Origin of the sequence: Staphylococcus sp. HMSC062H10 (assembly GCF_001836945.1) — a bacterium.
Taxonomy (GTDB): Bacteria; Bacillota; Bacilli; order Staphylococcales; family Staphylococcaceae; genus Staphylococcus; species Staphylococcus aureus.
Genome location: NZ_KV830945.1, coordinates 23,695 through 37,803, shown reverse-complemented (window position 1 = coordinate 37,803; position 14,109 = coordinate 23,695). Strand labels below are relative to the sequence as shown.

Annotated in this window: 16 protein-coding genes; all 16 read left to right on the top strand. The window is 32.8% G+C overall.

The window, feature by feature from the left end; genetic code table 11:
- The first annotated feature begins 376 nt into the window (after positions 1-376).
- The 16 genes from HMPREF2658_RS00530 to purR all read left to right on the top strand — a co-directional run bounded on the left by HMPREF2658_RS00530 (position 377) and on the right by purR (position 14,107).
- Positions 377-1,714 carry an aminotransferase class V-fold PLP-dependent enzyme gene (locus HMPREF2658_RS00530; protein WP_000812839.1) on the top strand — a complete coding sequence of 446 codons (1,338 nt, stop codon included), beginning with the start codon at positions 377-379 and terminating at the stop codon, positions 1,712-1,714.
- A gap of 1 nt (position 1,715) precedes the next feature.
- On the top strand, positions 1,716-2,333 hold the full coding sequence (tmk, locus tag HMPREF2658_RS00525; protein ID WP_001272125.1) for a dTMP kinase: 618 nt from the start codon (positions 1,716-1,718) through the stop codon (positions 2,331-2,333).
- 27 nt (positions 2,334-2,360) lie between these two features.
- Positions 2,361-2,690: a cyclic-di-AMP receptor gene (locus HMPREF2658_RS00520; protein ID WP_000781979.1), complete on the top strand. Its 330-nt coding sequence runs from the start codon at positions 2,361-2,363 to the stop codon at positions 2,688-2,690.
- 213 nt (positions 2,691-2,903) lie between these two features.
- On the top strand, positions 2,904-3,830 hold the full coding sequence (locus HMPREF2658_RS00510; RefSeq protein ID WP_000344330.1) for a DNA polymerase III subunit delta' C-terminal domain-containing protein: 927 nt from the start codon (positions 2,904-2,906) through the stop codon (positions 3,828-3,830).
- Entirely contained in the window at positions 3,831-4,634 is an 804-nt protein-coding gene (locus tag HMPREF2658_RS00505; protein ID WP_001134191.1) for a PSP1 domain-containing protein, read from the top strand. It abuts the gene before it with no gap.
- A 16-nt stretch (positions 4,635-4,650) separates the two neighbouring features.
- Entirely contained in the window at positions 4,651-4,998 is a 348-nt protein-coding gene (yabA, locus tag HMPREF2658_RS00500; protein ID WP_000375687.1) for a DNA replication initiation control protein YabA, read from the top strand.
- A 273-nt stretch (positions 4,999-5,271) separates the two neighbouring features.
- A complete protein-coding gene (locus HMPREF2658_RS00495) occupies positions 5,272-5,997 on the top strand; it encodes a tRNA1(Val) (adenine(37)-N6)-methyltransferase (RefSeq protein WP_000910685.1) in 726 nt (241 codons plus the stop codon).
- A complete protein-coding gene (locus HMPREF2658_RS00490) occupies positions 5,990-6,238 on the top strand; it encodes a GIY-YIG nuclease family protein (protein ID WP_000377064.1) in 249 nt (82 codons plus the stop codon). The genes HMPREF2658_RS00495 and HMPREF2658_RS00490 overlap by 8 nt, the downstream gene beginning before the upstream one ends.
- A gap of 1 nt (position 6,239) precedes the next feature.
- Positions 6,240-7,079 (top strand): 16S rRNA (cytidine(1402)-2'-O)-methyltransferase, encoded by an 840-nt coding sequence (gene rsmI, locus HMPREF2658_RS00485; protein ID WP_000279924.1) that lies wholly within the window; start codon positions 6,240-6,242, stop codon positions 7,077-7,079.
- A gap of 284 nt (positions 7,080-7,363) precedes the next feature.
- On the top strand, positions 7,364-9,337 hold the full coding sequence (gene metG, locus HMPREF2658_RS00475) for a methionine--tRNA ligase (RefSeq protein ID WP_001051142.1): 1,974 nt from the start codon (positions 7,364-7,366) through the stop codon (positions 9,335-9,337).
- 30 nt (positions 9,338-9,367) lie between these two features.
- Positions 9,368-10,141 carry a TatD family hydrolase gene (locus HMPREF2658_RS00470; protein WP_000904314.1) on the top strand — a complete coding sequence of 258 codons (774 nt, stop codon included), beginning with the start codon at positions 9,368-9,370 and terminating at the stop codon, positions 10,139-10,141.
- 166 nt (positions 10,142-10,307) lie between these two features.
- Positions 10,308-10,844, top strand: a complete 537-nt coding sequence (rnmV, locus tag HMPREF2658_RS00465) for a ribonuclease M5 (RefSeq protein WP_000700076.1) — start codon at positions 10,308-10,310, stop codon at positions 10,842-10,844.
- A gap of 10 nt (positions 10,845-10,854) precedes the next feature.
- The gene (gene rsmA / locus HMPREF2658_RS00460) at positions 10,855-11,748 is read left to right on the top strand and encodes a 16S rRNA (adenine(1518)-N(6)/adenine(1519)-N(6))-dimethyltransferase RsmA (RefSeq protein ID WP_000886500.1); all 894 of its coding nucleotides are present in this window, start codon (positions 10,855-10,857) and stop codon (positions 11,746-11,748) included.
- Positions 11,749-11,847: 99 nt separating this feature from the next.
- The gene (veg, locus tag HMPREF2658_RS00455) at positions 11,848-12,111 is read left to right on the top strand and encodes a biofilm formation stimulator Veg (RefSeq protein ID WP_001126664.1); all 264 of its coding nucleotides are present in this window, start codon (positions 11,848-11,850) and stop codon (positions 12,109-12,111) included.
- A gap of 309 nt (positions 12,112-12,420) precedes the next feature.
- Positions 12,421-13,269, top strand: a complete 849-nt coding sequence (gene ispE, locus HMPREF2658_RS00450) for a 4-(cytidine 5'-diphospho)-2-C-methyl-D-erythritol kinase (RefSeq protein ID WP_000638877.1) — start codon at positions 12,421-12,423, stop codon at positions 13,267-13,269.
- A 13-nt stretch (positions 13,270-13,282) separates the two neighbouring features.
- On the top strand, positions 13,283-14,107 hold the full coding sequence (purR, locus tag HMPREF2658_RS00445) for a pur operon repressor (RefSeq protein ID WP_001269643.1): 825 nt from the start codon (positions 13,283-13,285) through the stop codon (positions 14,105-14,107).
- The last annotated feature ends 2 nt before the right edge of the window (positions 14,108-14,109 follow it).

Genomic DNA, 14,109 nt, shown 5'->3' with positions numbered 1-14,109 from the left:
ACGTTCCGCTAGAGTAGAACGTTGCCAGGCAAAAATGGATGCGATGAGCCGCATTGAGTTTTGGAAATGATAATTTAATAATGTGCACTTTTGATTGTTTAAATCTGTGACTAGAAGTATAAGTGAAGACATTCAGAAGTATTATAAAAAGTGAACAGCAGTAAGATAGTTTTTAATCATAAATCATCTTACTGCTGTTTTTAGGTTTTATGTTTAATATCTTTTAAATCGAAATACAAAAGGGAAATTAATTATTATACAATAGACAAGCTATTGCATAAGTAACACTAACTTTTGTCAAAGAAGTGTTACTATATAATTAATACTTTTGAAAGTAACTAATTCCAAAACATTGTAAATAAAGGAAGCGTATATCATGAAGCAACCTATTTTAAATAAATTAGAAAGTTTAAATCAAGAAGAAGCGATTTCTTTGCATGTTCCGGGTCATAAAAATATGACTATCGGTCATTTATCTCAATTATCAATGACAATGGATAAAACTGAAATACCTGGATTAGATGATTTACATCATCCTGAAGAAGTCATTTTAGAAAGTATGAAGCAGGTGGAGAAACATTCAGATTATGATGCTTATTTCTTAGTGAATGGCACCACTTCAGGAATATTATCTGTCATACAGTCTTTTTCACAGAAAAAAGGCGATATATTAATGGCAAGAAATGTACATAAATCTGTATTACATGCGCTCGATATTAGCCAACAAGAAGGGCATTTTATTGAAACGCATCAAAGTCCGTTAACGAATCATTACAATAAAGTTAATTTAAGTAGTTTGAATAATGACGGTCACAAACTTGCTGTGTTGACTTATCCTAACTATTACGGTGAAACATTTAATGTAGAAGAGGTTATCAAATCTTTGCACCAATTAAATATCCCTGTACTCATTGACGAAGCACACGGCGCGCACTTTGGATTGCAAGGATTTCCAGATTCTACATTAAATTATCAAGCTGACTATGTTGTTCAATCTTTTCATAAAACGTTACCTGCTTTAACGATGGGCTCGGTACTTTATATTCATAAAAATGCACCTTATAGAGAAAATATTATAGAATATCTAAGCTACTTCCAAACATCTAGTCCTTCGTATTTGATTATGGCTAGTTTAGAGTCAGCTGCCCAGTTCTATAAAACATATGATAGTTCCGTGTTTTTTGATAAGAGAGCGCAATTAATCGAATGTTTGGAGAAGAAGGGTTTTGAAATGATTCAAGTTGATGATCCGTTGAAGTTGTTGATAAAATATGAAGGCTTTACAGGTCATGATATTCAAAATTGGTTTATGAATGCACATATCTATTTAGAATTAGCGGACGACTATCAAGCATTAGCGATATTGCCGTTATGGCATCATGATGATACGTATTTATTTGATTCGCTTTTACGTAAAATTGAAGATATGATTTTACCGAAAAAATCAGTTTCTAAAGTTAAACAAACACAACTTTTAACAACTGAAGGTAACTATAAACCAAAACGCTTTGAATATGTTACTTGGTGTGATTTGAAAAAGGCAAAAGGTAAAGTTCTGGCGCGACATATTGTCCCGTATCCGCCAGGGATTCCTATTATTTTCAAAGGAGAAACAATAACTGAAAATATGATAGAATTGGTAAATGAATATCTGGAAACTGGAATGATAGTTGAAGGAATTAAAAATAATAAAATTTTAGTTGAGGATGAATAAAATGTCAGCTTTTATAACTTTTGAGGGCCCAGAAGGCTCAGGTAAAACAACTGTAATTAATGAAGTTTATCATAGATTAGTAAAAGATTATGATGTCATTATGACAAGAGAACCGGGCGGCGTTCCTACTGGTGAAGAAATACGTAAAATTGTATTAGAAGGCAATGATATGGACATTAGAACTGAAGCAATGTTATTTGCTGCATCTAGAAGAGAACATCTTGTATTAAAGGTCATACCAGCTTTAAAAGAAGGTAAGATTGTGTTGTGTGATCGCTATATCGATAGTTCATTAGCTTATCAAGGTTATGCTAGAGGGATTGGCGTTGAAGAAGTAAGAGCATTAAATGAATTTGCAATAAATGGATTATATCCAGATTTGACGATTTATTTAAATGTTAGTGCTGAAGTAGGTCGCGAACGTATTATTAAAAATTCAAGAGATCAAAATAGATTAGATCAAGAAGATTTAAAGTTTCACGAAAAAGTAATTGAAGGTTACCAAGAAATCATTCATAATGAATCACAACGGTTCAAAAGCGTTAATGCAGATCAACCTCTTGAAAATGTTGTTGAAGACACGTATCAAACTATCATCAAATATTTAGAAAAGATATGATATAATTGTTAGAAGAGGTGTTATAAAATGAAAATGATTATAGCGATCGTACAAGATCAAGATAGTCAGGAACTTGCAGATCAACTTGTTAAAAATAACTTTAGAGCAACAAAATTGGCAACAACAGGTGGGTTTTTAAGAGCAGGTAATACAACATTCTTATGTGGTGTCAATGATGACCGTGTAGATGAAATATTGTCTGTGATTAATCAAACGTGTGGTAATAGAGAACAGTTGGTTTCACCTATTACACCTATGGGAGGCAGTGCGGATTCGTACATTCCATATCCAGTTGAAGTTGAAGTTGGCGGTGCTACTGTATTTGTTATGCCAGTTGATGCATTCCATCAATTTTAATTCTATAATACAATCATCAATTAGAGATACTTAAAATAGTGTATTAATAAGTTATTAACAATTTTGGGTTGCTTGACTGCGACTAGTTCAGATGCCAATAGATTTGATTTTTGTGGTTCTAAGAATAATCACAAATCATGGTCGCTATTGTTGCAGTAATTAGTTGCTCTTTGGCAACCTTTTTATATAAAAGCAAAAGGGAGTTTGTAATGAATGGATGAACAGCAACAATTGACGAATGCATATCATTCAAATAAATTATCGCATGCCTATTTATTTGAAGGTGATGATGCACAAACGATGAAACAAGTTGCGATTAATTTTGCAAAGCTTATTTTATGTCAAACAGATAGTCAATGTGAAACAAAGGTTAGTACATATAATCATCCAGACTTTATGTATATATCAACAACTGAGAATGCAATTAAGAAAGAACAAGTTGAACAACTTGTGCGTCATATGAATCAACTTCCTATAGAAAGCACAAATAAAGTGTACATCATTGAAGACTTTGAAAAGTTAACTGTTCAAGGGGAAAACAGTATCTTGAAATTTCTTGAAGAACCACCGGACAATACGATTGCTATTTTATTGTCTACAAAACCTGAGCAAATTTTAGACACAATCCATTCAAGGTGTCAGCATGTATATTTCAAGCCAATTGATAAAGAAAAGTTTATAAATAGATTAGTTGAACAAGACATGTCTAAGCCAGTAGCTGAAATGATTAGTACTTATACTACGCAAATAGATAATGCAATGGCTTTAAATGAAGAATTTGATTTATTAGCATTAAGGAAATCAGTTATACGTTGGTGTGAATTGTTGCTTACTAATAAGCCAATGGCACTTATAGGTATTATTGATTTATTGAAACAGGCTAAAAATAAAAAACTGCAATCTTTAACTATTGCAGCTGTGAATGGTTTCTTCGAAGATATCATACATACAAAGGTAAATGTAGAGGATAAACAAATATATAGTGATTTAAAAAATGATATTGATCAATATGCGCAAAAGTTGTCGTTTAATCAATTAATTTTGATGTTTGATCAACTGACGGAAGCACATAAGAAATTGAATCAAAATGTAAATCCAACGCTTGTATTTGAACAAATCGTAATTAAGGGTGTGAGTTAGATGCCAAATGTAATAGGTGTTCAGTTTCAAAAAGCGGGAAAATTAGAATATTATACACCTAATGATATACAAGTAGATATAGATGACTGGGTAGTTGTCGAATCTAAAAGAGGCATAGAGATAGGTATTGTTAAAAATCCATTAATGGATATTGCTGAAGAGGATGTTGTGTTACCACTTAAAAATATTATTCGCATTGCTGATGACAAAGATATTGATAAATTTAATTGTAATGAACGAGATGCTGAAAATGCATTAATACTATGTAAAGACATTGTAAGAGAACAAGGTTTGGACATGCGTTTAGTCAATTGCGAATATACATTAGATAAATCGAAAGTTATTTTTAATTTTACGGCAGATGATCGTATTGATTTTAGAAAATTAGTAAAAATATTAGCGCAACATTTAAAAACACGTATCGAGTTGAGACAAATTGGTGTAAGGGATGAAGCCAAATTGCTTGGCGGTATCGGACCTTGTGGTAGGTCGTTATGTTGTTCTACATTTTTAGGTGATTTTGAACCAGTATCGATTAAGATGGCTAAGGATCAAAATTTATCATTAAATCCAACTAAAATTTCCGGTGCATGTGGTCGTTTGATGTGTTGTTTAAAATATGAAAATGACTACTATGAGGAAGTACGTGCACAATTACCTGATATCGGTGAAGCAATTGAAACGCCTGATGGTAACGGGAAAGTAGTTGCTTTAAATATATTAGACATTTCTATGCAGGTGAAGCTTGAGGGACATGAACAGCCACTTGAATATAAATTAGAAGAAATAGAAACTATGCATTAAGGAGGCATTATTACATTTGGATCGCAATGAAATATTTGAAAAAATAATGCGTTTAGAAATGAATGTCAATCAACTTTCAAAGGAAACTTCAGAATTAAAGGCACTTGCAGTTGAATTAGTAGAAGAAAATGTAGCGCTTCAACTTGAAAATGATAATTTGAAAAAAGTATTGGGCAATGATGAATCAACTACTATTGATACTGTGAATTCAAAACCAGCAAAAGCTGTGAAAAAGCCATTACCAAGTAAAGATAATTTGGCTATATTGTATGGAGAAGGATTTCATATTTGTAAAGGCGAATTATTTGGAAAACATCGACATGGTGAAGATTGTCTGTTCTGTTTAGAAGTTTTAAGTGATTAATCAAGCACACTCAAATAGTGTTATAATTATAAATGAATATGGTTTGGATAAGTCTGAGACAATGTATGTTTCAGGCTTTAATTGTGTATAAAGTTTTGGTGATTGCATTAGAGATAGTGGTACTAAATGTTATTATTAAGTGTGCACGCAGTATCATTAGTTGTAAAATGTAGCTGTTAAAATTCAAAAATACATCGAATGTAGATAGGCATTTAATATAAAAAGAGATTTCAATTACTCAATAGAAAAAGGTTGTCTTCATAGGAGTTAAAAATGTTAAAAGAGAATGAACGATTTGATCAACTAATCAAAGAAGATTTTAGTATTATTCAAAATGATGATGTTTTTTCGTTTTCAACGGATGCTTTGTTGTTAGGGCATTTTACAAAACCTAGAACAAAAGATATTGTGTTGGACTTATGTTCAGGCAATGGGGTGATACCCTTGTTATTGTTTGCGAAACATCCACGACATATAGAAGGTGTTGAGATTCAAAAAACACTTGTCGATATGGCGCGACGCACATTTCAATTCAATGATGTTGATGAATATTTAACAATGCATCACATGGATTTGAAAAACGTTACTAAAGTATTTAAACCTTCACAATATACTTTAGTAACGTGTAATCCGCCTTATTTTAAAGAGAATCAGCAACACCAACATCAAAAAGAAGCACATAAGATAGCGAGACATGAGATTATGTGTACACTTGAAGATTGCATGATTGCAGCTCGTCATTTATTAAAAGAAGGTGGCAGGCTAAATATGGTACATCGTGCAGATAGACTAATGGATGTCTTGTTTGAAATGAGAAAAGCGAATATTGAACCTAAGAAAGTCGTTTTTATTTATAGTAAAGTAGGGAAATCAGCACAAACGATAGTTGTAGAAGGTCGAAAAGGTGGAAATCAAGGTTTAGAAATCATGCCCCCATTTTATATTTATAATGAAGATGGTAATTATAGCGAAGAAATGAAGGAAGTATATTATGGATAGTCATTTTGTATATATTGTAAAATGTAGTGATGGAAGTTTATATACAGGATACGCTAAAGACGTTAATGCACGTGTTGAAAAACATAATCGAGGTCAAGGAGCCAAATATACGAAAGTAAGACGTCCGGTGCATTTAGTTTATCAAGAAATGTATGAGACAAAGTCTGAAGCATTGAAGCGTGAATATGAAATTAAAACTTATACCAGACAAAAGAAATTGCGATTAATTAAGGAGCGATAGTATGGCTGTATTATATTTAGTGGGCACACCAATTGGTAATTTAGCAGATATTACTTATAGAGCAGTTGATGTATTGAAACGTGTTGATATGATTGCTTGTGAAGACACTAGAGTAACTAGTAAGCTGTGTAATCATTATGATATTCCAACTCCATTAAAGTCATATCACGAACATAACAAGGATAAGCAGACTGCTTTTATCATTGAACAGTTAGAATTAGGTCTTGACGTTGCGCTCGTATCTGATGCTGGATTGCCCTTAATTAGTGATCCTGGATACGAATTAGTAGTGGCAGCCAGAGAAGCTAATATTAAAGTAGAGACTGTGCCTGGACCTAATGCTGGGTTGACGGCTTTGATGGCTAGTGGATTACCTTCATATGTATATACATTTTTAGGATTTTTGCCACGAAAAGAGAAAGAAAAAAGTGCTGTATTAGAGCAACGTATGCATGAAAATAGCACATTAATTATATACGAATCACCGCATCGTGTGACAGATACATTAAAAACAATTGCAAAGATAGATGCAACACGACTAGTATCACTAGGGCGTGAATTGACTAAGAAGTTCGAACAAATTGTAACTGATGATGTAACACAATTACAAGCATTGATTCAGCAAGGCGATGTACCATTGAAAGGCGAATTCGTTATCTTGATTGAGGGTGCTAAAGCGAACAATGAGATATCGTGGTTTGATGATTTATCTATCAATGAGCATGTTGATCATTATATTCAAACTTCACAGATGAAACCAAAACAAGCTATTAAAAAAGTTGCTGAAGAACGACAACTTAAAACGAATGAAGTATATAATATTTATCATCAAATAAGTTAATCACTTTATCGATTAAATGAAATTTTAAACGATTTTATAAATGCAAGCTGTAATTTTAAATGGTAAGTTATCATTTTGCATTGATACTGATAAAATGATGTTGACTATGATAAAAAAATGATGACATCGACGTTTTTTAATGTAAAATAAATACATTGAAAGTAATAAATACCTTAACATTGAATAAGATGAAAATGAGATGACGAGATAAATGTTCGCGTCCGTTGAAATGCATAGAAATCTTAGATATTATTTGAAGTGAGACATTACGAGGAGGAACAGTTATGGCTAAAGAAACATTTTATATAACAACCCCAATATACTATCCTAGTGGGAATTTACATATAGGACATGCATATTCTACAGTGGCTGGAGATGTTATTGCAAGATATAAGAGAATGCAAGGATATGATGTTCGTTATTTGACTGGAACGGATGAACACGGTCAAAAAATTCAAGAAAAAGCTCAAAAAGCTGGTAAGACAGAAATTGAATATTTGGATGAGATGATTGCTGGAATTAAACAATTGTGGGCTAAGCTTGAAATTTCAAATGATGATTTTATCAGAACAACTAAAGAACGTCATAAACATGTCGTTGAGCAAGTGTTTGAACGTTTATTAAAGCAAGGTGATATCTATTTAGGTGAATATGAAGGTTGGTATTCTGTTCCGGATGAAACATACTATACAGAGTCACAATTAGTAGACCCACAATACGAAAACGGTAAAATTATTGGTGGTAAAAGTCCAGATTCTGGACACGAAGTTGAACTAGTTAAAGAAGAAAGTTATTTCTTTAATATTAGTAAATATACAGACCGTCTATTAGAATTCTATGACCAAAACCCAGATTTTATACAACCACCATCAAGAAAAAATGAAATGATTAACAACTTCATTAAACCAGGACTTGCTGATTTGGCTGTTTCTCGTACATCATTTAACTGGGGTGTCCATGTTCCGTCTAATCCAAAACATGTTGTTTATGTTTGGATTGATGCGTTAGTTAACTATATTTCAGCATTAGGCTATTTATCAGATGATGAGTCACTATTTAACAAATACTGGCCAGCAGATATTCATTTAATGGCTAAGGAAATTGTGCGATTCCACTCAATTATTTGGCCTATTTTATTGATGGCATTAGACTTACCGTTACCTAAAAAAGTCTTTGCACATGGTTGGATTTTGATGAAAGATGGAAAAATGAGTAAATCTAAAGGTAATGTCGTAGACCCTAATATTTTAATTGATCGCTATGGTTTAGATGCCACACGTTATTATCTAATGCGTGAATTACCATTTGGTTCAGATGGCGTATTTACACCTGAAGCATTTGTTGAGCGTACAAATTTCGATCTAGCAAATGACTTAGGCAACTTAGTAAACCGTACGATTTCTATGATTAATAAGTACTTTGATGGCGAATTACCAGCGTATCAAGGCCCACTTCATGAATTAGATGAAGAAATGGAAGCTATGGCTTTAGAAACAGTGAAAAGCTATACTGAAAGTATGGAAAGCTTGCAATTTTCTGTGGCATTATCTACGGTATGGAAGTTTATTAGTAGAACGAATAAGTATATTGACGAAACAACGCCTTGGGTATTAGCTAAGGACGATAGCCAAAAAGATATGTTAGGCAATGTTATGGCTCACTTAGTTGAAAATATTCGTTATGCAGCTGTATTATTACGTCCATTCTTAACTCATGCGCCGAAAGAGATTTTTGAACAATTGAACATTAACAATCCTCAATTTATGGAATTTAGTAGTTTAGAGCAATATGGTGTGCTTACTGAGCCAATTATGGTTACTGGGCAACCTAAACCTATTTTCCCAAGATTGGATAGCGAAGCGGAAATTGCATATATCAAAGAATCAATGCAACCGCCTGCTACTGAAGAGGAAAAAGAAGAGATTCCTAGCAAACCTCAAATTGATATTAAAGACTTTGATAAAGTTGAAATTAAGGCAGCAACGATTATTGATGCTGAACATGTTAAGAAGTCAGATAAGCTTTTAAAAATTCAAGTAGACTTAGATTCTGAACAAAGACAAATTGTATCAGGAATTGCCAAATTCTATACACCAGATGATATTATTGGTAAAAAAGTAGCAGTTGTTACTAACTTGAAACCAGCTAAATTAATGGGACAAAAATCTGAAGGTATGATATTATCTGCTGAAAAAGATGGTGTATTAACCTTAGTAAGTTTACCAAGTGCAATTCCAAATGGTGCAGTGATTAAATAACTGTATTTTTAAAAATTAGGAGAGATAATTATGTTAATCGATACACATGTCCATTTAAATGATGAGCAATACGATGATGATTTGAGTGAAGTGATTACACGTGCTAGAGAAGCAGGTGTTGATCGTATGTTTGTAGTTGGTTTTAACAAATCGACAATTGAACGCGCGATGAAATTAATCGATGAATATGATTTTTTATATGGCATTATCGGTTGGCATCCAGTTGACGCAATTGATTTTACAGAAGAACACTTGGAATGGATTGAATCTTTAGCTCAGCATCCAAAAGTGATTGGTATTGGTGAAATGGGATTAGATTATCACTGGGATAAATCTCCTGCAGATGTTCAAAAGGAAGTTTTTAGAAAGCAAATTGCTTTAGCTAAGCGTTTGAAGTTACCAATTATCATTCATAACCGTGAAGCAACACAAGACTGTATCGATATCTTATTGGAGGAGCATGCTGAAGAGGTAGGCGGGATTATGCATAGCTTTAGTGGTTCTTCAGAAATTGCAGATATTGTAACTAATAAGCTGAATTTTTATATTTCATTAGGTGGACCAGTGACATTTAAAAATGCTAAACAGCCTAAAGAAGTTGCTAAGCATGTGTCAATGGAGCGATTGCTAGTTGAAACCGATGCACCGTATCTTTCGCCACATCCGTATAGAGGAAAGCGAAATGAACCGGCGAGAGTAACTTTAGTAGCTGAACAAATTGCTGAATTAAAAGGCTTATCTTATGAAGAAGTGTGCGAACAAACAACTAAAAATGCAGAGAAATTGTTTAATTTAAATTCATAAAGTTAAAAGTGAGAAAGATCACCGCCATAAATATAAACGATGCTATATTCGTTTAATATGCTATGGTTCTTTCTCACTTTTTTAAATTAAAATATCGTGTATGTGCAATACGTGCGATAGAGATGGTTAGTGCTTTGAAATTAAGAATTGTAGGAAGGCGTTTTAAATGAAAATCAATGAGTTTATAGTTGTAGAAGGACGAGATGATACTGAGCGTGTTAAACGAGCTGTTGAATGTGATACGATTGAAACGAATGGTAGTGCCATCAATGAACAAACTTTAGAAGTAATTAGAAATGCTCAACAAAGTCGAGGCGTTATTGTATTAACAGATCCAGATTTCCCAGGAGATAAAATTAGAAGTACAATTACTGAACATGTCAAAGGTGTTAAACATGCGTATATTGATAGAGAAAAAGCTAAAAATAAAAAAGGGAAAATCGGTGTTGAACATGCCGACTTAATTGATATTAAAGAAGCGTTACTGCATGTTAGTTCACCCTTTGATGAAGCTTATGAATCAATTGATAAATCTGTGCTTATAGAGTTGGGGTTAATCGTTGGGAAAGATGCAAGGCGCCGTAGAGAAATTTTAAGTAGAAAATTGCGAATCGGCCATTCGAATGGTAAGCAGTTATTGAAAAAGTTAAATGCATTTGGTTATACCGAAGCGGATGTAAGGCAAGCTTTAGAAGATGAATGAGGAAGTGAAAATGTTGGATAATAAAGATATTGCAACACCATCAAGAACGCGAGCGTTGTTAGATAAATATGGCTTTAATTTTAAAAAAAGTTTAGGACAGAACTTTTTGATAGATGTGAATATCATTAATAATATCATTGATGCAAGTGATATTGATGCACAAACTGGGGTGATTGAAATTGGTCCAGGTATGGGGTCGTTGACAGAACAATTGGCCAGACATGCTAAAAGAGTATTGGCATTTGAAATTGATCAACGTTTAATACCTGTATTAAATGATACACTATCACCTTATGATAATGTAACGGTGATTAATGAAGATATTTTAAAAGCGAATATTAAAGAAGCTGTTGAAAATCATTTACAAGATTGTGAAAAAATAATGGTTGTTGCAAACCTGCCGTACTATATTACGACGCCAATTTTATTAAATTTAATGCAACAAGACATACCGATTGATGGCTACGTAGTAATGATGCAAAAAGAAGTGGGCGAACGCTTAAATGCTGAAGTAGGTTCAAAAGCATATGGTTCATTATCAATTGTCGTACAATACTATACAGAGACTAGTAAAGTATTAACGGTACCTAAATCTGTATTTATGCCACCACCTAATGTTGATTCAATAGTTGTAAAACTGATGCAGAGAACTGAACCGTTAGTAACAGTAGATAACGAGGAAGCATTTTTTAAGTTAGCAAAAGCAGCATTTGCACAAAGAAGAAAGACAATTAACAATAACTATCAAAATTATTTTAAAGATGGTAAACAACACAAAGAAGTAATTTTACAATGGTTGGAACAAGCGGGTATTGATCCAAGACGTCGCGGTGAAACGCTATCTATTCAAGATTTTGCTAAATTGTATGAAGAAAAGAAAAAATTCCCTCAATTAGAAAATTAAATGATTGACAAAGCAAAGCACTATTGTTAAAATTTAAATTTTGTTTGACGAAAACGCTGCAAATATGGTATTATGTAACTTGTAGCGAGGTGGAGCAATATGCCAAAATCAATTTTGGACATCAAAAATTCTATTGATTGTCATGTAGGAAATCGTATTGTACTGAAAGCCAATGGAGGCCGTAAGAAAACAATAAAACGTTCTGGAATTTTAAAAGAAACATATCCGTCAGTTTTCATTGTTGAGTTAGATCAAGACAAACACAACTTTGAGAGAGTATCTTATACATACACTGATGTGTTAACTGAAAATGTTCAAGTTTCATTTGAAGAGGATAATCATCACGAATCAATTGCACACTAAATAAGACATATAGAGATGTTAGACGTTTCTCAGTATAAGAAGTAAATATTATGATAATTATTTGAGTGTTGGGCATTATGTTCAATACTCTTTTTATTTACAAAATGTTTAACACTGATGTTTCGCTTATAGATTTTTCAGTAAATGGATAATTGTATTTATAAACACAAATACAAGTAAATACTAAGTAATTAGATGGAGAAAATTACTTTTTTATTAAAAAAACACTAAAAAACAAATTAAAATGTCAAATATTAATTCTCTTTATGTTAAAATCATCATATTAAGATAACGAAAAGAGGGCGGAAAATGATATATGAAACGGCACCAGCCAAAATTAATTTTACGCTCGATACACTTTTTAAAAGAAATGATGGCTATCATGAGATTGAAATGATAATGACAACAGTTGATTTAAATGATCGTTTAACTTTCCATAAAAGAAAAGATCGAAAGATAGTTGTTGAGATTGAACATAATTATGTGCCTTCTAATCATAAAAATCTCGCATATCGTGCAGCGCAACTATTTATTGAGCAATATCAACTAAAGCAAGGTGTAACAATTTCTATCGATAAAGAAATACCTGTTTCTGCTGGCTTAGCTGGAGGTTCGGCTGATGCAGCAGCAACGTTGAGAGGATTGAATCGACTTTTTAATATAGGGGCGAGTTTGGAAGAATTGGCTCTACTAGGCAGTAAAATCGGGACAGATATTCCGTTTTGTATTTATAATAAAACTGCACTATGTACTGGAAGAGGAGAGAAAATCGAGTTTTTAAATAAACCACCTTCAGCTTGGGTGATTCTTGCTAAACCAAACTTAGGCATATCATCACCAGATATATTTAAGTTGATTAATTTAGATAAGCGTTACGACGTACATACGAAAATGTGTTATGAGGCCTTAGAAAATCGAGATTATCAACAATTATGTCAAAGTTTGTCTAATCGATTAGAGCCAATTTCTGTTTCAAAACACCCACAAATCGATAAATTAAAAAACAATATGTTGAAAAGTGGTGCAGATGGTGCGTTAATGAGTGGAAGCGGACCGACTGTGTATGGGCTAGCACGAAAAGAAAGCCAAGCAAAAAATATTTATAATGCAGTTAACGGTTGTTGTAATGAAGTGTACTTAGTTAGACTATTAGGATAGAAGGGTTGAAAAGATGAGATATAAACGAAGCGAGAGAATTGTTTTTATGACGCAATATTTGATGAACCATCCGAATAAATTGATTCCATTAACTTTTTTTGTGAAAAAATTTAAACAGGCGAAGTCTTCAATAAGTGAAGATGTCCAAATTATAAAAAATACATTCCAAAAAGAAAAGTTAGGTACAGTAATTACTACTGCTGGCGCAAGTGGTGGTGTTACGTATAAACCAATGATGAGTAAAGAAGAGGCGACTGAAGTTGTTAATGAGGTCATTACTCTATTAGAAGAGAAAGAACGTTTGTTACCTGGCGGGTATTTATTTTTATCAGATTTGGTAGGTAATCCATCGCTACTAAACAAAGTTGGTAAGTTAATTGCCAGTATTTACATGGAAGAAAAATTAGATGCTGTTGTTACCATTGCGACAAAAGGTATTTCATTGGCAAATGCAGTTGCTAATATTTTAAATTTACCAGTAGTAGTGATTAGAAAAGACAACAAGGTGACTGAAGGTTCTACAGTTTCAATTAATTACGTTTCAGGATCTTCAAGAAAAATAGAGACAATGGTACTTTCGAAGAGAACTTTAGCAGAAAATTCAAATGTTTTAGTTGTCGATGATTTTATGAGGGCTGGTGGCTCTATTAATGGTGTTATGAATTTAATGAATGAGTTTAAAGCCCATGTAAAAGGGGTATCAGTACTTGTAGAATCAAAAGAAGTTAAACAAAGATTGATTGAAGATTATACTTCCTTAGTGAAATTATCTGATGTAGATGAATATAATCAAGAGTTTAACGTAGAACCTGGCAACAGTTTATCTAAGTTTTCATAAAA